This is a genomic window from Streptomyces sp. NPDC048664, assembly GCF_040650555.1.
In the GTDB taxonomy this organism is placed as follows: Bacteria; Actinomycetota; Actinomycetes; order Streptomycetales; family Streptomycetaceae; genus Streptomyces.
On the sequence record NZ_JBEZHK010000038.1, the window covers coordinates 22,627 to 41,662 of the forward strand.

The 19,036-nt window shown below is 70.2% G+C and carries 13 protein-coding genes and 5 tRNA genes; 9 read left to right on the forward strand and 9 right to left on the reverse strand.

The features are described 5' to 3' along the window. Positions 1-70 precede the first annotated feature (70 nt). Both AB0C59_RS30595 and bldC read left to right on the forward strand, forming a co-directional pair. Positions 71-913 carry a hypothetical protein gene (locus AB0C59_RS30595; protein ID WP_363010342.1) on the forward strand — a complete coding sequence of 281 codons (843 nt, stop codon included), beginning with the start codon at positions 71-73 and terminating at the stop codon, positions 911-913. 631 nt (positions 914-1,544) lie between these two features. Continuing rightward, entirely contained in the window at positions 1,545-1,751 is a 207-nt protein-coding gene (gene bldC, locus AB0C59_RS30600; RefSeq protein WP_003949541.1) for a developmental transcriptional regulator BldC, read from the forward strand. Positions 1,752-2,270: 519 nt separating this feature from the next. Here bldC and AB0C59_RS30605 read toward each other — a convergent pair. The 8 genes from AB0C59_RS30605 to AB0C59_RS30640 all read right to left on the reverse strand — a co-directional run bounded on the left by AB0C59_RS30605 (position 2,271) and on the right by AB0C59_RS30640 (position 9,455). Further along, on the reverse strand, positions 2,271-2,468 hold the full coding sequence (locus tag AB0C59_RS30605; RefSeq protein ID WP_363010344.1) for a DUF6274 family protein: 198 nt from the start codon (positions 2,466-2,468) through the stop codon (positions 2,271-2,273). A 176-nt stretch (positions 2,469-2,644) separates the two neighbouring features. Continuing rightward, positions 2,645-2,719: transfer RNA gene (locus AB0C59_RS30610), tRNA-Asp, on the reverse strand. Between the two features lie 120 nt (positions 2,720-2,839). Then, a complete protein-coding gene (gene hrpA / locus AB0C59_RS30615; protein ID WP_363010346.1) occupies positions 2,840-6,784 on the reverse strand; it encodes an ATP-dependent RNA helicase HrpA in 3,945 nt (1,314 codons plus the stop codon). A gap of 174 nt (positions 6,785-6,958) precedes the next feature. Next, positions 6,959-7,264, reverse strand: a complete 306-nt coding sequence (locus AB0C59_RS30620) for a hypothetical protein (RefSeq protein ID WP_363010348.1) — start codon at positions 7,262-7,264, stop codon at positions 6,959-6,961. Between the two features lie 187 nt (positions 7,265-7,451). Beyond that, a tRNA-Phe gene (locus AB0C59_RS30625) sits at positions 7,452-7,525 on the reverse strand. 22 nt (positions 7,526-7,547) lie between these two features. Continuing rightward, a tRNA-Asp gene (locus AB0C59_RS30630) sits at positions 7,548-7,625 on the reverse strand. 36 nt (positions 7,626-7,661) lie between these two features. Further along, positions 7,662-7,734 (reverse strand) — tRNA-Glu (locus tag AB0C59_RS30635). A gap of 80 nt (positions 7,735-7,814) precedes the next feature. Beyond that, positions 7,815-9,455 carry a metallophosphoesterase gene (locus AB0C59_RS30640; RefSeq protein WP_363010350.1) on the reverse strand — a complete coding sequence of 547 codons (1,641 nt, stop codon included), beginning with the start codon at positions 9,453-9,455 and terminating at the stop codon, positions 7,815-7,817. Between the two features lie 127 nt (positions 9,456-9,582). Between AB0C59_RS30640 and AB0C59_RS30645 the strand changes: the two genes are divergently transcribed. The 7 genes from AB0C59_RS30645 to AB0C59_RS30675 all read left to right on the forward strand — a co-directional run bounded on the left by AB0C59_RS30645 (position 9,583) and on the right by AB0C59_RS30675 (position 18,295). Next, positions 9,583-9,933 carry a metallopeptidase family protein gene (locus AB0C59_RS30645; protein WP_363010352.1) on the forward strand — a complete coding sequence of 117 codons (351 nt, stop codon included), beginning with the start codon at positions 9,583-9,585 and terminating at the stop codon, positions 9,931-9,933. A gap of 290 nt (positions 9,934-10,223) precedes the next feature. After that, a complete protein-coding gene (locus tag AB0C59_RS30650; protein ID WP_363010354.1) occupies positions 10,224-10,760 on the forward strand; it encodes a hypothetical protein in 537 nt (178 codons plus the stop codon). Between the two features lie 229 nt (positions 10,761-10,989). Continuing rightward, positions 10,990-13,206, forward strand: coding sequence for a DEAD/DEAH box helicase (locus AB0C59_RS30655; RefSeq protein ID WP_363010356.1), 2,217 nt, complete (start codon positions 10,990-10,992; stop codon positions 13,204-13,206). A gap of 155 nt (positions 13,207-13,361) precedes the next feature. After that, positions 13,362-14,897, forward strand: a complete 1,536-nt coding sequence (locus AB0C59_RS30660) for an amino acid permease (RefSeq protein WP_363010358.1) — start codon at positions 13,362-13,364, stop codon at positions 14,895-14,897. A gap of 109 nt (positions 14,898-15,006) precedes the next feature. Beyond that, positions 15,007-15,079: transfer RNA gene (locus tag AB0C59_RS30665), tRNA-Lys, on the forward strand. Between the two features lie 331 nt (positions 15,080-15,410). Continuing rightward, positions 15,411-16,058, forward strand: coding sequence for a hypothetical protein (locus AB0C59_RS30670; RefSeq protein WP_363010360.1), 648 nt, complete (start codon positions 15,411-15,413; stop codon positions 16,056-16,058). 8 nt (positions 16,059-16,066) lie between these two features. Continuing rightward, positions 16,067-18,295: an NACHT domain-containing protein gene (locus tag AB0C59_RS30675; RefSeq protein ID WP_363010362.1), complete on the forward strand. Its 2,229-nt coding sequence runs from the start codon at positions 16,067-16,069 to the stop codon at positions 18,293-18,295. A 196-nt stretch (positions 18,296-18,491) separates the two neighbouring features. On the opposite strand, the gene AB0C59_RS30680 is transcribed toward AB0C59_RS30675, so the two are convergent. After that, positions 18,492-18,998, reverse strand: coding sequence for a hypothetical protein (locus AB0C59_RS30680; RefSeq protein ID WP_363010364.1), 507 nt, complete (start codon positions 18,996-18,998; stop codon positions 18,492-18,494). Positions 18,999-19,036 lie beyond the last annotated feature (38 nt).

The following is a 19,036-nucleotide window of genomic DNA, read 5'->3' on the forward strand; positions in this document are numbered from 1 at the left end:
TCGGACGGTGTCCGGGGCCGGGTGTCGCCCGGCCTGGTTTCGTGTCGGACCCGATGGGGAGGGAGCAGGCGTGCCCAAGGTGTCCTCGGTGATCGTCCCGTACACGTCCTACCTGCGCGTGTACGAGCCGCTGGCCGCCTTCCCCGAGCCGGAGCGCGCCCACTGGGAGCGCTACGCCCGGCGCCCCGACCGCCCCTCGTACCAGGACGAACTGCGCCGCTCCCTGGCCGACCTGCTGCCCACCCCACCCGTCCCGGTGCCGGTGCACGAGAGCGGTGACGCCTTCGTCGCCGAGGTGGACGGGGCGGTGTGCGTCTGCCCGTGGCGCACCCGGCTGCGCGGCTGGCAGGCGCTCGGGGAGCTGGCCGAGGAACTGCCCGCGCCGGTCCTCGACGCGGTGCTGCCGCCCGTCGTGCGCCGCCAGGCAGCCCAGGACTACGAGCGCTGGCTGGCCCGCAACCCGGACGCCCGGCCGTGGATCCGCACCTCGGTCTGGCAGGTCCCCCTGCACTGGTTCGTGCTGGTCTCCGACGGGGAGCGCCGCTACGAGAAGGGGGCGGCCGAGGTGCCCCCGATGCTGCGCTACCGCACGCCCATGGTGCAGGCCAGGCGGCGCACCGCGCGGGCCCTGCGCACGCTCAGGGACACGCTCGACGAGGGGCCGCTCCTGGACGGGCTGATGGACGTGGGGCGGTGGCTGGAGGAGTTCCACCCCCGGTCCCTGGTCGAGCTGGACTACGGCGGGCTCGTCCATGTGCTGCCGGCGGCGGACCTGGACGGGGACCACTCGGCGGCGGACGTCGCCGAGGGCGTCGAGGCGTTGCGGCTGGGGGACGGGGCCGCGGCCGGGGAGGCGTACGCCCGGCTGGTCGAGCGCTGGCGGAGCGTGCGGGAGCGCCGCTCGGCGAACTGAACGCCGGCGGGGCCCGGCCCCGGACGGAGCCGGTCGGGGCCCGCTGTGACACGGATGAGTCCGACGACGCAGATGAATTCAGTGACTCCGGTGCACCAGCGACACCGGTGCACGAATTGTGACCTGCGAGACATGGTGAAGTCGCAACCATTGGCCCATGGTTGACGTACCGCGCCCGGGAACGTGGGGACGTAGGTACCCGTTCCGGGCGTATGCCGTCAAGCGTGACGGAGCGCACTTACGTGGACCTTGCGTCATGCCGCCCTCCTCATGCCAAAATAGGACAAGGAGCCCGGGGGAGGCTCCCTCTGCCCACCTATGGACAGGAACTCCGCATTGCACACTTTGGGGGGTTTGGTGACCACTGATCTCTCTGTGACTGATCGTCACAAGGGCGTGACTGTCCGCTATGGCATGGTCCATCGGCTTCCGTCGCTGATGAACACCTGGGAGGGCAATTCCATCGGTTTGGCCGACGCGGCTGGACAGATGGTGTAGTTGTAGTGCCGAGGACAAGCCGTTCGTCCTATAACCGACTCGACCCGCGTCCACCATTTCGGGCAACGCGGGTCAAGGTGCAGAATTTAGAGGAAAGAACCGAGAAGGTTCGGTTCTCCCGAGGAGGCCGCTCATGACCGCTCGCACCCCTGATGCCGAGCCGCTGCTGACCCCGGCTGAGGTCGCCACCATGTTCCGTGTCGACCCCAAGACGGTCACGCGGTGGGCGAAGGCCGGCAAGCTCACGTCGATCCGTACGCTCGGCGGGCATCGCCGCTACCGCGAAGCCGAGGTCCGTGCGCTGCTGGCGGGCATCCCGCAGCAGCGCAGCGAGGCCTGAACAACTGCATAACGGACATACCGGCAGGTCCCCCAACCTGCCGCGACGTCTGTACCACAGCTCCATACGACGCGGGTGCCGCCCCAACGGAACCCTCGCCCCACCTCGGTAGTGGCACGACACGGGTGCGTCGTCGATCGCGCTGGACCCCACAGGGTCCGGCGCGATCTTTTTTGTGCCCGGTCGTCGTCCGTGAAGCGGGCCCGTGGGCGTCCTTGTCGGAGTCTGGGGAGGGGTGTCGGATATGGCCCGGGACGACCTCCCATGGAGTGCAATTGCACATATAAAATTGACCCTTTGTATGAGAGGGGTAAGTTCCACGCTCCTCGAAACTCATGGGGTGACACCCGTCACATGACGGGCTCCTTGTTGGTTCCCCGGTGGCTTTGCTAAGAGAACCCGGCCGGGGGGAGCGGGTGTTGGGAGGGCGCGCCGGTACGCGGCCCGGCGCGGCGGTCGCGCGCCGGTGCCGCCGCTGCGGGCGCCCGTGCGCCCCGGTCGGCCTCCAGGGGCCCCGCTCTACGCCCTGGAGGGGTCCTCGGCCTCCGTGGTGGCCGCCTCGGGCCCCTCGTCGCCGTACGGGCCGGGCTGCTCCATCGCCAGACGCAGCAGTCGATGGCAGACCGGGCAGTGCCGCGTCCGGTGCCGGTGCCCCGAAGCGGCGGACAGGTGGGCGCGCAGGAGCGCGCGGGTCTCGTGCCGTACGGATGTCGCCATGCGCCACCTCCCCCGGGAACCCCAGGGCGGTCGAGGTCCCCGGATTCTGAAGTACCGGTGGAATGTGACGCCGTCAAGACGGCCCGACCGGCATATCGCACGCGGCCCTCGCCGGCGGCCGGGAAAACGATCGAGGCCCGCATCCGTTTCCGGATGCGGGCCTCGATCGATCGATGCGGTCCTGACGGGATTTGAACCCGCGGCCTCCACCTTGACAGGGTGGCGAGCACTCCAAACTGCTCCACAGGACCAGGAGTCGCGGCGCTTGTTCGGTGATCCGGTCTCCCGGTTCTCTCCGCGCGTTGCGCTGCGAGAAGAGACTGTACAGGAGGGTGAGCCCTTGGTCGAACTCACCCTCCGTGAGCAGCAGGTCACGGTGCGGCCGCGTCGATCGCCTTCACGATGCGCTTGTCCGAGACGGGGTACGCCGTGCCCAACGCGTGCGCGAAGTAGCTGACGCGCAGCTCCTCGATCATCCAGCGGATGTCCCGTACCGAGGCGGCCACGGGACGTCCCCGCGGCAACTGCTCCAGCAGCCAGGCGTACTCGTCCTGCATCTCGCGCACCTTGTCCATGCGGGTCGTGTCCCGCTGGACGTTGGTCGCCATCTGCTGGAGCCGGCGGTCCGCGGCGACCAGATAGCGCATCAGGTCCGGCAGGCGCCGCGTCCCGGTCGCCGTGACGAAGCCGGGCTTCACCAGGGCGTCCAGCTGCGCCCGTACGTCCGCCAGATTGGGCAGCAGCGCCGGACTGCGGACGCCCTTCAGCCGGCGCTCACACGCCTGCCAGGCGGCCAGCACCTGCTGCACCTGCCCCACGGTGCGCACGGTCGCGTCCACGATCTCCGCGCGCACCTTGTCGTACAGCTTCCCGTACGACTCCTCGTCCCACGCCGGGCCCCCGAGGTCGCCGATCAACTTGTCGGCCGCCGCCATGGCGCAGTCGTCGAACAGGGCCTGGATCGAACCGTGCGGGTTGGCCGACAGCGCGAGCTTCTGGGCGTTGGTGAGCTTCTCGGAGGCGAACTTCGCCGGGTTCACCGGGATGTTCCGCAGGATCAGGCGGCGCGTGCCCTGCCACATCGCCTCCGCCTGCTCCTCCTCGGTGTCGAAGAGGCGCACGGAGACGGTGTCCCCGTCGTCCACCAGCGCCGGATAGGCCTTCACCGGTTGCCCGGCGCGCCGGGTCTCGAAGACGCGGGGCAGCGTGCCGATGGTCCAGTCCGCGAGGCCCGTACGCTCCAGGGACTCCCCGCCCTGCCGCTCGGCCGTGGCCGCCGCGGCCTGTGAGAGGGCCTTGCGCGCCTTCGGCTTCAGCCTCAGCCTCAGCGCCGCCAGGTCCTTGTCCTCGTCGAGCTTGCGGCGCCGCTCGTCCACGACCCGGAACGTGATCTTGAGGTGCTCGGGCACCTTCGCCCAGTCGAAGTCGTCGGCCTCGAACGGCACGCCCACCCTGCGTCTCAGCACGCGCGTCATGGCGGCCGCGAGCGGCTCCTCGTGCGGCGCCGCCTCCTGGAGGAAGGCCTTGGCGACGTTCGGCGCGGGCACGTAGTGGCGGCGGATCGGCTTGGGCAGGGAGCGGATCAGCTCCGTGACCAGTTCCTCGCGCAGACCCGGGATCTGCCAGTCGAAGCCCTCGTCGGTCACCTGGTTGAGGACCTGGAGCGGAATGTGCACCGTCACGCCGTCCGCGTCCGCGCCCGGCTCGAACTGGTACGTCACCCGGAACTTCAGCTGCCCCTGCCGCCAGGAGTCGGGGTAGTCCGCCTTGGTGACCGCCTGGGCCGACTCCCGGATGAGCATCTCCCGCTCGAAGTCCAGGAAGTCGGGCTGCTCGTGCCGCTTGCGCTTCCACCAGGAGTCGAAGTGCGCGCCGGAGACGACGTGGTCGGGGATCCGCTGCTCGTAGAAGTCGAAGAGCGTCTCGTCGTCGACGACGATGTCCCGGCGCCGGGCCCGGTGCTCCAGCTCCTCGACCTCGGTCAGCAGCTTGCGGTTGTCGGCGAAGAACTTGTGGTGCGTACGCCAGTCGCCTTCGACCAGGGCGTTGCGGATGAACAGCTCCCGGCTCGCCTCGGGGTCGATGCGGCCGAAGTTCACCTTCCGCTGGGCGACGATCGGCACGCCGTACAGCGTGACCTTCTCGTACGCCATCACGGCCGCCTGGTCCTTCTCCCAGTGCGGCTCGCTGTAGGTGCGCTTGAGCAGATGGCCGGCGAGCGGCTCCACCCACTCCGGCTCGATCTTCGCGTTGACCCGCGCCCACAGCCGGCTCGTCTCGACCAGCTCCGCCGACATCACGAAACGCGGGGTCTTCTTGAAGAGCGAGGAGCCCGGGAAGATCGCGAACTTGGCGTTCCGTGCCCCCAGGTACTCGTTCTTCGCGCCGTCCTTCACGTCCTTCATGCCGATGTGCGACAGCAGGCCGGCCAGCAGCGAGACATGGACCCGCTCGTCGGGGGCGTCCTGCTCGCTGAGGTGGATGCCCATCTGCTTGGCGACCGTGCGCAGCTGCGAGTAGATGTCCTGCCACTCGCGGATGCGCAGGAAGTTCAGGTACTCCTGCTTGCACATGCGCCGGAACGCGGACGAGCCCCGTTCCTTCTGCTGCTCGCGCAGATAGCGCCACAGGTTGAGGTAGGCGAGGAAGTCGCTGGTCTCGTCCTTGAACCGGGCGTGCTGCTGGTCGGCCTGCGCCTGCTTGTCGGCCGGGCGTTCGCGCGGGTCCTGGATGGACAGCGCGGCGGCGATCACCATGACCTCGCGGACGCAGTCGTTGCGGTCCGCCTCCAGGACCATTCGGGCCAGGCGCGGATCGACCGGCAGCTGGGCGAGCTTGCGGCCGGTGTCGGTGAGGCGCTTGCGCGGGTCCTTCTGCGCGGGGTCGAGCGCGCCCAGTTCCTGCAGCAGCTGGACGCCGTCGCGGATGTTGCGGTGGTCCGGCGGGTCGATGAAGGGGAACTTCTCGATGTCGCCGAGACCGGCGGCGGTCATCTGGAGGATGACGGAGGCGAGGTTCGTGCGCAGGATCTCGGCGTCGGTGAACTCCGGCCGCGCCTCGAAGTCCTCCTCGCTGTACAGCCGGACGCAGATGCCGTCCGAGGTACGGCCGCACCGGCCCTTGCGCTGGTTGGCGCTGGCCTGGGAGACCGCCTCGATGGGCAGCCGCTGCACCTTGGTGCGGTGGCTGTAGCGCGAGATGCGGGCGAAGCCGGGGTCGATCACGTACTTGATGCCCGGAACCGTCAGCGAGGTCTCCGCGACGTTCGTGGCCAGCACGATGCGCCGGCCCGAGTGCGGCTGGAACACCCGGTGCTGCTCGGCGTGGGAGAGCCGCGCGTACAGCGGGAGGATCTCGGTGAACCGGTACTGCTTCCTGGTCAGGGCGTCCGCGGTGTCGCGGATCTCCCGCTCGCCGGAGAGGAAGACCAGGATGTCGCCCCGGCCCTCGCCCATCAGCTCCTCGACGGCGTCGGTGATCGCGGTGATCTGGTCCCGGTCGGCGTCCTCGGAGTCCTCCTCCAGGAGCGGCCGGTAGCGCACCTCCACCGGATACGTCCGCCCGCTGACCTCGACGATCGGCGCGTCGCCGAAGTGCCGGGAGAAGCGCTCGGGGTCGATGGTCGCGGAGGTGATCACGACCTTCAGGTCGGGCCGCTTCGGCAGCAGCTGCGCCAGGTAGCCCAGCAGGAAGTCGATGTTGAGGGACCGCTCGTGGGCCTCGTCGATGATGATCGTGTCGTACGCGCGCAGCTCGCGGTCCGTCTGGATCTCGGCGAGCAGGATGCCGTCGGTCATCAGCTTGACGAAGGTGGCGTCGGGGTTCACCTGGTCGGTGAACCGCACCTTCCAGCCCACGGCCTCGCCCAGGGGCGTGTCCAGTTCCTCGGCCACGCGCTCGGCGACCGTGCGGGCCGCGATACGGCGGGGCTGGGTGTGCCCGATCATGCCGCGGACGCCGCGTCCGAGCTCAAGGCAGATCTTGGGGATCTGCGTGGTCTTGCCGGAACCGGTCTCACCGGCGACGATCACGACCTGGTGGTCACGTATGGCCTCGGCGATCGCGTCCTTCTTCTGGCTGACCGGCAGCTGTTCGGGATACGTGATCGCGGGCAGCCGGGCACCGCGTTCGGCGATCCTGCCCTCGGCCGTGGAGACCTCGGCGTCGATCTCGGCGAGCACGGCGGCCCGCGCCTCGGGCGAGCGGATCTTGCGCGCGCCTTCGAGCCGGCGGCCGAGGCGGTGCGCGTCGCGCAGGGACAGCTCCGACAGGCGGGGGGCCAGGGTGCCGAGGGTGGGGGCAGGATGCGTAGACATACGCGGTCCAGGATCTCACCTCGGCGAAATCCGTGGCTAACGATTTGCCGTCGGCGGTGCGCGGCGCGCCCGGCGCCCCGGGCCGCGCGGGACGTCCGGCCTGCTCGCGCCCGGGAACGGGCCGGCTGCCGGGCCCGCCGGCCGCGCGGCTCCAGCGTGTCGCGCCCCGGGAGGTCAGTGGCCGCCCGGCTGCTGCGGAACCGGGGGCGGCGCGGGGTGCCCGGGCGCCGGGTGGGCGTGCGCGGCCCGGTCCTGGGACAGGGACTTCGCGGTGTTGGACACGGCCTTGATGCCCAGATAGGCGGTGGTCATCCCGCTGACGGCGGTGAAGGCGGCGGTGAGCACGCCCACGATCACGGACTTGTCGCCGTCCAGCCGCCACACGCCGAAGATCGCGACCCCGGCGATGGCGAGGGTGCTGACGATCACCGCGAGCAGACCGAAGCGCGCCCGGTCCTTCTCCAGCTCGACGTCCTGCATACCGTTCGCCCCGCCCCGGCTCATGATGCCCCGCCCGCCTGTCCCTTACGGCCTATGACTGCCCGACCGGCGAGAACGTACCCCTTCGAAGGGGACATGCCAAGACGGCAGTTGCGCCGCGGCGCACATGGAAAAGCCCCTCCCCGTTGATGTCGGGGAGGGGCTCATGCCCTGGTCAGGGCTGCGGTGGCTGGGACCGGGGTCGAACCGGTGACCTTCCGCTTTTCAGGCGGACGCTCGTACCAGCTGAGCTACCCAGCCATCAAGGCCTCTTGAGAGGTCTTGGCGGTCCTGACGGGATTTGAACCCGCGGCCTCCACCTTGACAGGGTGGCGAGCACTCCAAACTGCTCCACAGGACCAAGCGTGTGTACGACAGTGTCGCACACGGTGATGCGTGCCCCCAACGGGATTCGAACCCGTGCTACCGCCTTGAAAGGGCGGCGTCCTAGGCCGCTAGACGATGAGGGCTATCGGCCCGCCTGAGCGCTTCGCAGCGCGTCGGGGACGTGAGAAGCATATGGGATGCGGGGAGGGTTCGCCAAAACGGTTTACGGGGCGGTCCGCGCGAGGGCCGTTCCCGGGGCGGTCGGCCGCGGCTCCCGGGGTCCCGTGGGCCCCGCGGTGGCGGCCGTCGGGCGCGTGGTCCCGGGCGAGGGACGCGCCCCCGGCCGGTTCTCCTCGGCGAGGTGGCGGGTCACTTCGGCCGTGGTCTCGCCCAGGCCGCCGAGCCTGATCTCGTCCCACGCCTGGAGCCGGCGGGTGCGGCGGTCGAGGTAGAGGACCGAGGCCTCGATGGGCGCCGGGTACTCGTGTTCGACGGCCCGCAGTCCGCTGCCGCCCGTGGATCCCTCGATCCGCAACCGGGTGCCGTACTTCATGATCTCCGTGCCCTCGTGGTGGAGATGGCCCGCCAGGACGAGGGGCACGTCGCCGTCCGTCTCCCGCGCGGCCGTGGGTTCATGGGCGACGGCCACGTCCACCGGGGTCCCGGCGGCCCTCTGGTCGTTCAGCGCGGCGGCCAGGCGCGCCCCGGCCAGGACCTCGGCCCGGTCGCCGCCGGGCGCGACCGAGCGGTCGGGGGTGAACTGCGGGTCGCCGATGCCCGCGAAGCGGACTCCGGCCACGGTGACCGCCCGCCCGTCGTCCAGGACGTGCACGTTCCTCATGTGCTCCAGATAGCGCTGGGTCGTGCGGGAGTCGTGGTTGCCGCGGACCCAGACGTACGGCGCGCCGAGGCTCGCGGCGGGGTCGAGGAAGCCGTTCTCGGCCGCCGTGCCGTGGTCCATGGTGTCGCCCGAGTCGACCACCGCGTCGATCCTGTACTGCTCCACCAGCGAGGCGATGATCTTCCAGCTCGCCGGGTTGAGATGGATGTCGGAGACGTGCAGCACGCGGACGGTCGTCGGATCGGGTTCGTAGGCCGGGAGGGTCGAGGTGACGTCGTACAGCTTCGTCACGTTGGTCACCAGGCGCGCCAACTCCTTCTGGTAGACGTCGAACTCGGTGACGATGCTGCGCGCGTTGCCCACCACGGCGGGAGCGGAGGAGAGCAGGCCGGAGAACTTCGGTTCGAGGACCGACTCCGGGTTCCAGGTGGCGTACGCGCTCACGCCCGAGGCCGTGAGCAGGGTGAACGCGAGGCCGCCGGCCGCCAGGGCGCGGCGCGGGCGGCGGTGGACGGCGAGTCCCAGGGCGGTGGCTCCGGTGACGACCGCGACGGCGGAGCGGACGGCGAGGTCCAGGGTGCCGTGTTCGACGTCGCGGGCTATCTCCTGCTGGAGGCCCGAGATCCGCTCGGGGTGGTCGACCAGGGCCTGGGCGCGTACGGGATCGAGTTGGTCCACGTTCACGTCGAGGCGCACGGGGGCCTGGTGGCTGCTCAGTTCGAGGCTGCCGAGGGGCGAGACGTTGATCTTCGTGCCGCCGAAGAGGGAGGGCCGCAACGTCATGGTGGTGTTCACGGGGCCGACCGGGACGCGGGCGGAGCCCACGACCAGCAGTCCGAGCCAGGCGCCGACGAGGGCGACGGCGGCCGTGCCCAGCGCGCGGAGCCAGGGCCGCCGCCGCGGTGCGAGCGCGGGGGCGGGAGCAGGGGCGGTGGTGGGGCGGGAGCGGGAACCGAAGCGGCTGCCGATGGCGCGGGGCGCGGTGCGGAGGCGGTGCGAGGCTGCGGCGAGGACGCGGACCATTGGTGCCGTATGCCCAAGCGGCCCGGGCGGTATGCGGATCCCCGGTCGGGCCGCCGGCGCGTGCCCGCGTGCCGTTCGGGCTGGGTCGCGACTCCCGCGGGGGCGCGGTGTGCCGGACAATGGCCCTGTGCTGGAGATGACGCGCGAGGACTTCGAGGAACTGGTCGCTCAGGCGCTCGACCGGATTCCGCCCGAGCTGACGCGGTTGATGGACAACGTGGCCGTCTTCGTGGAGGACGAGCCGGCCGCGGACGACCCGGACCTGCTCGGGCTGTACGAGGGGACCCCGCTGACGGATCGCGGGGAGTGGTACGCGGGCGTGCTGCCGGACCGGATCACCATCTACCGGGGGCCCACCCTGCGGATCTGCGAGACCCGGGACGACGTGGTGGCGGAGGCCGAGGTGACCGTGGTGCACGAGATCGCGCATCACTTCGGCATCGACGACGCGCGACTGCACGAGCTCGGGTACGGGTGAGGGCGGCCCGGTCGGCACGGGCCGGGGCGTGCGCGGGTGACGTCCGGTCAGGTCGTGTCGGCCGGGACGGCCGCGCTCGGGCGTAGGCGGTCGCATTCGGCCGACAGTCGGCCGAATGCGTGCGGTGCGCGGTCTTGTCCCGGCGTGGCGCGTGTCCTCGGGCGCCCGGGGGGAGTTGGACAGGGGGACTCCTCGAACCTTCCCGGTTCCCGGATGGTCCTCCGCCGCCGGGCTCGCCCGCCGGCGGAGGGGCCGGACGCAGGGGAGACGCCTATCGGAGGTGGGTGCCCGTGCGCGCCTGGTACGTACCCGTCCGTCTGGCCGCCGCGGTGCTCGTCACCGCCACTGCCGCCGGCTGCGTGAGCGTGGGGGACGACGCGGGCAGTCCCCTGCCGGCGCATTCCTCGGGGCGGCACGGGGGCGCCGCCCCCGGCGCGGGGCCCGTGGCGGGGGCGGGCGGTGGCGGGGGCCGGGGCGGTGTCGCGGTCAGGGGCGGTCCGTCCGGGCCGCAGGCCTCCGCGTCCGGTGCCTCCGCCTCGCCCTCCGCGTCCGCGTCCCGGCACGGCTCCGGGGGCAAGGGCGGCTCCGCGCCGTCCGGCGGCGCCTCCAGCGGCGGCACGGGCGGTGACGGCCCGGTGCCGCCCGCCCCGACGAGCGGTGGGGCCGGTAGTCCCAGCCCGACGACCGCGGACCCGTCGCCGACGAGCCCGCCGGACCCGCCGTCGCCGACGCCGACGACGGCCGAGCCCTCGTCCTCGGCGCACGAGCAGGCCACCCGGGAGTTCCGGCGGGAACCGGCACCCCGGGCGGGGGCTCCCGTGATGTAGTGGGGGGCGTGTGGTGAGCCTCACACGCGGCGGGCGGGAATCGGTTTGCGCTCGACGGGTGTGGGTGCGTATGGTGGTAGATCGTTTGATCCCATTTGCCCGGCGCCAATAAGACGCGCCGTGTGGCGCGTACTCTCCCTTGCCGTGGCCGGACCGCATCGAGGCGGTCGTTTGCGACTTCACGGAGTTATGGGCGCGTGCCGTGAACTCCGGAAGGTTCGCATTTCGCATGTCTGTTTCCAGTACTGAGCACATCGTCCTGCCCGAGAACGGTGTGAGCGACGACAACGACGTGGCCGTCGAGAACGCCACGGACGTCGAGAACGTCGACACCACCGCGACCGAGCAGGACGGCGAGGCGGCCCCCGAGACCACGTTCGCCGATCTCGGCCTGCCCGAGGGCATCGTCCGCAAGCTCGCGCAGAACGGCGTCACCGTCCCGTTCCCGATCCAGGCGGCGACCATCCCGGACGCCCTGGCCGGCAAGGACATCCTCGGCCGCGGCCGCACGGGCTCGGGCAAGACGCTGTCCTTCGGTCTGCCGACCCTGGCCACCCTGGCCGGCGGCCGCACCGAGAAGAAGCGCCCCCGCGCGGTGATCCTCACGCCGACCCGCGAGCTGGCCATGCAGGTCGCGGACGCGCTCCAGCCCTACGGTGACGTGCTCGGCCTGAAGATGAAGGTCGTCTGCGGCGGCACCTCGATGGGCAACCAGATCTACGCCCTGGAGCGCGGCGTGGACGTCCTGGTCGCCACGCCGGGCCGACTGCGCGACCTCATCAACCGCGGCGCGTGCTCGCTCGAGGACGTGCGCATCGCGGTGCTGGACGAGGCGGACCAGATGTCCGACCTGGGCTTCCTGCCCGAGGTCACGGAGCTGCTCGACCAGGTCCCGTCGGACGGTCAGCGCATGCTCTTCTCCGCGACCATGGAGAACGAGATCCGGACGCTCGTCGACCGCTACCTGAACAAGCCGGTGAGCCACGAGGTCGACGCCGCGCAGGGCGCCGTGACGACCATGTCCCACCACATCCTGATCGTGAAGCCGAAGGACAAGGCCCCGGTCACGGCCGCCATCGCCTCCCGCAAGGGCCGGACGATCATCTTCGTGCGCACCCAGCTGGGCGCCGACCGCGTCGCCGAGCAGCTGCGGGACGCCGGCGCCAAGGCGGACGCGCTGCACGGCGGCATGACCCAGGGCGCGCGGACCCGCACCCTCGCCGACTTCAAGGACGGGTACGTGAACGTGCTCGTCGCCACGGACGTCGCGGCGCGCGGCATCCACGTCGACGGCATCGACCTCGTCCTCAACGTCGACCCGGCCGGCGACCACAAGGACTACCTGCACCGCGCCGGTCGTACGGCGCGTGCCGGCCGCACCGGCACGGTCGTCTCCCTCTCGCTGCCGCACCAGCGGCGCCAGATCTTCCGCCTGATGGAGGACGCGGGCGTCGACGCCTCGCGCCACATCATCCAGGGCGGCGCCGCGTTCGACCCCGAGGTCGCCGACATCACCGGTGCCCGGTCCATGACCGAGGTCCAGGCCGAGTCCGCCGGGAACGCCGCGCAGCAGGCCGAGCGCGACGTCTCCCAGCTCACCAAGCAGCTGGAGCGCGCCACGCGGCGCGCCTCCGAACTGCGCGAGGAGGCCGACCGCCTGGTGGCGCGGGCCGCCCGGGAGCGGGGCGAGGACCCGGAGACCGCTGTCGCGGCCGCCGCGTCGGCACAGGCCGAGCAGGCGCCGGTGGCGGAGGTGTCCGTCCCGGAGCAGCCGACCGCGCAGGACGTGGAGCGCGCCCCGCGTGAGGAGCGGGGCGGGTTCAACCGCGACCGGGGCTTCGACCGTGACCGTCGTGACGACCGTGGCGGCTTCCGCCGTGACGACCGCGGTGGTGACCGTGGCGGCCGTTCGTTCGAGCGTCGTGACGACCGCGGTGGCGACCGTGGTGGCTTCCGCCGGGACGAGCGCGGCGGCGAGCGTGGCGGCCGTTCCTTCGAGCGCCGTGACGACCGTGGCGGCTTCCGCCGTGACGGCGACCGCGACCGTCGTGACGACCGTGGCGGCCGTTCGTTCGAGCGCCGTGACGACCGCGGTGGGTTCAACCGCGACCGTGACCGTCGCCCCTTCGACCGCGACCGTCGTGATGACCGCGGTGGTGACCGTGGCGGCCGTTCGTTCGAGCGTCGTGACGACCGCGGTGGCGACCGTGGTGGCTTCCGTCGTGATGACCGCGGTGGTGACCGTGGCGGCCGTTCGTTCGAGCGTCGTGACGAGCGCGGCGGCCACCGTGGCAGCGACCGCCCCTACAACCGCGACCGGCAGGGCGACCGCCCCGGCTTCCGTTCCGGCGGCCACGACCGCCCGTTCGGCCGCCGCGACGACCACCGGGGCTCCGGCTCCGTCGGCCGCCGCGAGGACAAGCCGCGCTGGAAGCGCAACGGCTGACATCGGCGGGTAACGCCGACGAGCAGGACGCGTGAACGCCGCGCCCCCGCCCCGATCCCGGGCCGGGGGCGCGGCGTTTTCGCGGCCCCAGCCCTTGGCCACAGCATCTACCGTGTGGCGCATATCACGCCGGCGCCGAGGGAATCGCTGGGTGCATGACACATGACGCCACGCCCAGCGGGCTGTCGGACGAGGAACGGCTCGCCCAGCTCGGCTACACCCAGGTCCTCGCCCGCCGCATGTCGGCGTTCTCCAACTACGCCGTGTCGTTCACGATCATCTCGGTGCTGTCGGGCTGTCTGACCCTCTATCTCTTCGGGATGAACACCGGCGGCCCCGCCCTGATCACCTGGGGCTGGGTCGCGGTCGGGCTGATGACCCTGTTCGTCGGACTGTCCATGGCCGAGATCTGTTCGGCGTATCCGACCTCGGCGGGCCTGTACTTCTGGGCGCACCGGCTGGCCCCGCCGTCGAGCGCGGCGGCCTGGGCCTGGTTCACCGGATGGTTCAACGTCCTCGGCCAGGTCGCCGTGACCGCCGGCATCGACTTCGGCGCGGCGTCGTTCCTGGGCGCGTACCTGAACCTCCAGTTCGGCTTCGAGGTGACGCCGGGCCGGACGATGCTGCTCTTCGCCGGGATCCTGGTGCTGCACGGGCTGCTCAACACCTTCGGCGTCCGGATCGTCGGCCTCCTGAACAACATCAGCGTGTGGTGGCACGTGCTGGGTGTCCTGGTCATCGTCGGCGCGCTCGCCCTCGTACCGGACCACCACCAGTCGGCGTCGTTCGTGTTCACGAAGTTCGTCGACCACACGGGGTGGGGCAGCGGGCTGTACGTCGCGCTCATCGGGCTGCTGATGGCGCAGTACACCTTCACCGGGTACGACGCCTCCGCGCACATGACGGAGGAGACGCACGACGCGTCGACGGCCGGGCCGAAGGGGATCGTCCGGTCCATCTGGACCTCCTGGGTGGCCGGGTTCGTCCTGCTGCTCGGCTTCACCTTCGCCATCCAGTCGTACGACAAGGAGCTCGCCTCGCCGACGGGAGCCCCGCCCGCCCAGATCCTGCTCGACGCGCTGGGCGCGAGCGCCGGCAAACTGCTGCTGCTCGTCGTGATCGGGGCCCAGCTGTTCTGCGGGATGGCGTCGGTGACCGCCAACAGCCGCATGATCTACGCCTTTTCACGCGACGGCGCGCTGCCGTTCTCGCGGGTGTGGCACACGGTCAGCCCGCGGACCCGCACGCCGGTGGCGGCGGTGTGGCTGGCCGCGATGGGCGCCCTGGCGCTGGGGCTGCCGTACCTGATCAACTACACGGCCTACGCGGCGGTGACGTCGATCGCGGTCATCGGGCTCTACGTCGCGTACGTCATCCCGACGCTGCTGCGCGTACGCAAGGGCGACTCGTTCGAACGCGGGCCCTGGCACCTGGGCCGCTGGTCACGGCTGATCGGGATCGTGTCGGTGGCGTGGGTCGGCGTGATCACGGTCCTGTTCATGCTGCCCCAGCTCTCGCCCGTGACCTGGGAGACCTTCAACTACGCGCCGGTCGCGGTCCTGGTGGTGCTGGGCTTCGCGGCGACCTGGTGGCTGGCCTCCGCCCGCCACTGGTTCCTGAACCCCGACCACGCCCGCACCCGGGCCCGGGAGACGGCACGCGCCGCCGCGGTGGAACCGCTGGACCCGTAGCCCACACCCCCTGCCGAGGGCGCGTCTCGCCCGTTGGGGTGGCCGAGACCCCGATACCCGATCGGAGTCCCGGCTCCCTGCGGCTATGCTCGGGTAGGCAACAACGCCCGGGCCCTTAGCTCAATTGGCAGAGCAGTGGACTTTTAATCCATTGGTTGTGGGTTCGAGTCCCACAGGGCCTACGGTTCGCAGGTGGGGGGTAATCCCTCTGACCTGCTACGCAGCGCTCGGGTTGGCTTCGGTCGACTCGGGCGCTGTGGCGTTTTCGGGGTTTTGCGTGAGCGATGCGTGAGCGGATGTTCGAGCTTGCACGCCAGGCGGCGTCCGTAGGGCGTCTGATTGGTGGTGTGCGTGGCTGTACGCCGATGGCGGCCAGTGCGTGCTCTGGGCCGCCTCCGACCTGTCAAAGCCCGGACATACGTGGAACGCTATCCTGCCACCCGACCGCCGGGCGTGCTGCTGTGTCCCCGGCCCGAGCCCGCCGCGGCGGGTGTGCAGGGGGGAGACTGGACTTTGACAAGCAGCGCCGTAGCCGCCGCCCCAGGGCAGGACGAGGTGTCCGCCGCGGTTGCCGTCGTCGACTTCAATAATCTGTGCCCTGCGCCACGCTCGGACGCAGACGTGTACGACGGACTGCACGCGGTAGATCGCGTGGTGCGTCAAGCCGTGAAGCAGCACTGGCCGCGAGTCTCTGACCTGCAGCTGCGCCTATACGGGGGATGGCTTTTCCGCGACGGACGGGCGACCCGGCAGTGGGAGTGGGCGCTGCCGCACCTCGCCGACTTTCACACTCGACGCGACGGTCTGCGAGTCGAGCCGGAGCTGGCCCATTCCTCGGCCTGGAACCCGGGCACCCGCATACTGGGTACTTTCCGCGCCGCCCGCGAGGCCGATCCTGGCCGTCCCCCCAAGGCTGCGCAGAAGATGGTCGACGGCCTGATCGTTGCCGACTCACTGCGCTACAGCCTGGAGGGCAAGCCGACCGTCCTCGTCAGCGACGACGACGACGTGTTGCCCGGCCTACTGGCCGCCGCCGCGCGCCCTACCCGCAGGATGATTTGGCTCCGCAAGCGCGCCCCGGGCCAGTCCTGCAACGACCAGTGGCTTACGAGCCATTCGAACATCGAGATTTGTCACGCACCAGGATGGCCAACATGGTAAGTGCCGATGTGACCGCGTTCGCCGATGAACTGCGCGCGGACCTGCTGACCTTTGTGGACCCGGGAACGGAACCGGAGATCACGACTCGGGGTGGCGGCCTTCTCGTCCGCTGGTCGCACGACTTCGATGAATGCGAGGCATCGGTCACCTGGGACCGTGCCCGTGAGCAATGGGTCGTTGAGCACGATGGCAAGCGCGTTGACTATGCGGCCTTCGTTGCCGGACCGGATCTGGCCGACCTGCGAGCCCTGGCCAAGAACATCGTTCAGGTCCTGGGCCGCCGTCGCGGAGACCGCTACGTCCCGGGTCGCGCCCACCTCTCCGGAGGTGTGGACGAGGACGCTGCGACGCTTGTTGAACGTTCCTCAGTGCCCGATGCCGAAGCAACGAAAATCGTTTTTGTCACCGGTGACGCCGGCGCTGGCAAATCGCGGATGCTGTCGGAGCTAACCTACGAGGCTGCGGTCCGCTATCTGCGGGGCGAGAGCGACTACCTATACCTCAATGTCAGCGCTCAGGGCCGCGGGCTAGCGCGACTCAATGAGGCCCTGGCGACCGAACTTCAGGACGTGCGGGCCAGGATGACGTACCACTCGGTGGCCCGTCTGGTACGGCACGGCCGACTGCGGCTCATTGTCGACGGGTTTGACGAACTGATCGGCGGACAGGGCAGCTACGAGGAGGCGTTTGGCTCTCTTGCTGGCTTCATAGAGGAACTGGACGGTCGCGGTTCGGTGATCGCTGCTGCCCGCAGTGTCTACTACGAGCAAGAGTTCCTTGCCAGAACCAACAGCAGCTCGGAACTCGGCTCCCTACTCTGGTCGCTTGTCCCGGTGGAGATGCGGCTGTGGGGTACGGTCGAGGTCGAGGCATACCTCCAGCACTTCTCCCCAGCGGTCCGAGACCGGGTGCGCTCCCTGCGCGACAGCCCCGATGCGGAGGGCACGCTGCTGGACAAGCCGCTGTTCCTGGCACGGACCTGCGAGTTGATGGAGGCGGAGAACCAGTCCATCGAGACTGGCCGCCCGCTCCTCGTGCAGCTCGTGGACGCCTACGTCCAGCGTGAGGTCAGCAGCAAACTGGTCGGTCAGCACGGTCAGTACCTCAGTGGTGAGCAGTACGTCGAACTGCTCAAGGAGATCGCCATCGAAATGTGGCGCCAGAAGACCCGCGAACTCAACCGATCCACCCTCCACGACCTGGTGTCGATCTTTGCCCAGGTCCACGATTTGCCCACTGAGGCCCAGCAGAACCTCATCGATGCCGCGCCAAGCCGCGCCATGCTCATGCTGGGCACCAAGCCCGGCACTGTCGCCTTCGAACACGACCTGTTCTTCGGCTTCTTCCTAGCCAAGCCGGTCGAGGAGGCCCTGGCCCGGGGCAGCCAGGAGGCCGCCTCTATCTTGCGCCGCGCCAACCTCCCCGTGGAAGCCGCCCGCGCGGCGGTCACCGGCATCGTTGAGGCCGGCACTAGCGGCCAGGCCATTCTCTCTGTGCTCGCTCTGGTTGCCGACCCGAACGACTCCTTCGCGGAGGTGGTGGGCCGCAACGCAGGCACCCTCGCGGCGGAGGTCCTGCGACTGCGCGGGACGGCCGAGCCCGACCTGATGGTGCAAAACGTGACGTTCGCGGATGCTGACACATCGGGCCTCGCGGTCCGCGGAGCGTCCTTGGTAAATATCCGATTCGAGCGCTCCGACCTGCGCAACACCCAGTTTGAGTCGTGCGTCGCGCAGGGCGTGACATGGCACCTGGTGGTGATTGACCCAGAGACCACCCTGCTCGACGTCACCGGCGTCACCCCCGCGGACTTCGTTGGACTGCGGGTGGCTAGCAGGCAGGGCGTCGAGCAGGACTTCGTTGCGTCGTCGATTTTGCGGCGACTCCAGGATTGTGGCCTCGGAGCTGACCTCGACGAGGTGAGGACGCGCGACGTCGCCGCCGATGTAGTGGCAGCGGTCGAGAAGCTAGCTCGGCACTACTCGCGCTCTAACATGCTCTGCACCGACGACGGCGCCATCGGCTCTGTCATCGATACCCCCGTCTGGCGACGGGTGATCCACGCGGCCGAGGAGTCCGGTGTGGTGCGCCGGGAGCCACGGGCGACATCTGGTCGCCCCAAGACCTTCTACCGACGGATGGTCCTGCCCGAGACGCTGCTGGCTGGCCTCGTCGAGGATGCCCCGGTGCCGCATGCCGTCTCCGACTTCTGGAGCCGCCTGACCGAGGCTGCCTAAGGCTGCTTCGACGGGTTCGCAGGTGAGGGAAACAGTTTTGACCTGCTACGCAGCGCCCGGGCCGGTTTCGGCTGGCTCGGGCGCTGCTTCGTTTTCAGGTCCGCGCGTGAGGCGGATGTGTCCGTGACTTACAGACCGGTTGCGGCCTCGGCGGATGAATCAACGCCTGGCGCCGCACCCACGTCGCAGGCATCTGCTAGCTGGCGCTGCCCACGGTGATCTCGTTGATCCGCTTCGCCACGGCGTTCAGGTGCTCGTTGCCGATGGACATCTCAGCGGACATCAGATCGAACGATGCCTGGTCTCCGCTGGCCGCGCCCACCGTGCACGCCGACGCGGACTTGCCGAGGTGGTAGAGGGCGAGCTTCCAGCGCTTGTCGAGCGTTACATCCGGCATCGGGGCTTCCCCTTGCGCCGTCTCGACATCCGCGGTGAGTTGCGCGCAGCTGTCCTGAAGTCCCACGAGGTTGACCGGGTGCGAGTCCTTGTCGACCTTGCCCAGGCGCTTCGCGAGAGTGTTCAGGGTGTCGGTGCCCCCCTCCTCTGCCCAGGCGCGGACCTTGGCCGCGAGGTCGAGGGTCGGGCTTGGGGACGCGGTTGTCGGCGCCGACTGCTGCTTGGAGGTGGCGTTCTGGCCGCCGCAGCCCGTGAACATGAGGGCAAGAGCGACGCTCGTCGCAGCAACCGCAGTTCTGGCACGCATGGATTCCCCCAAGGATAGATGAGCCAGATGAGGGATGC

Coding starts and splice junctions, on each gene's coding strand:
- hrpA (WP_363010346.1), bottom strand. CDS start 6,784: ATGTCTACGCATCCTGCCCCCACCCTCGGCACCCTGGCCCCCCGCCTG.
- bldC (WP_003949541.1), top strand. CDS start 1,545: ATGACCGCTCGCACCCCTGATGCCGAGCCGCTGCTGACCCCGGCTGAG.
- AB0C59_RS30655 (WP_363010356.1), top strand. CDS start 10,990: ATGTCTGTTTCCAGTACTGAGCACATCGTCCTGCCCGAGAACGGTGTG.
- AB0C59_RS30680 (WP_363010364.1), bottom strand. CDS start 18,998: ATGCGTGCCAGAACTGCGGTTGCTGCGACGAGCGTCGCTCTTGCCCTC.
- AB0C59_RS30620 (WP_363010348.1), bottom strand. CDS start 7,264: ATGCAGGACGTCGAGCTGGAGAAGGACCGGGCGCGCTTCGGTCTGCTC.
- AB0C59_RS30660 (WP_363010358.1), top strand. CDS start 13,362: ATGACACATGACGCCACGCCCAGCGGGCTGTCGGACGAGGAACGGCTC.
- AB0C59_RS30640 (WP_363010350.1), bottom strand. CDS start 9,455: ATGGTCCGCGTCCTCGCCGCAGCCTCGCACCGCCTCCGCACCGCGCCC.
- AB0C59_RS30605 (WP_363010344.1), bottom strand. CDS start 2,468: ATGGCGACATCCGTACGGCACGAGACCCGCGCGCTCCTGCGCGCCCAC.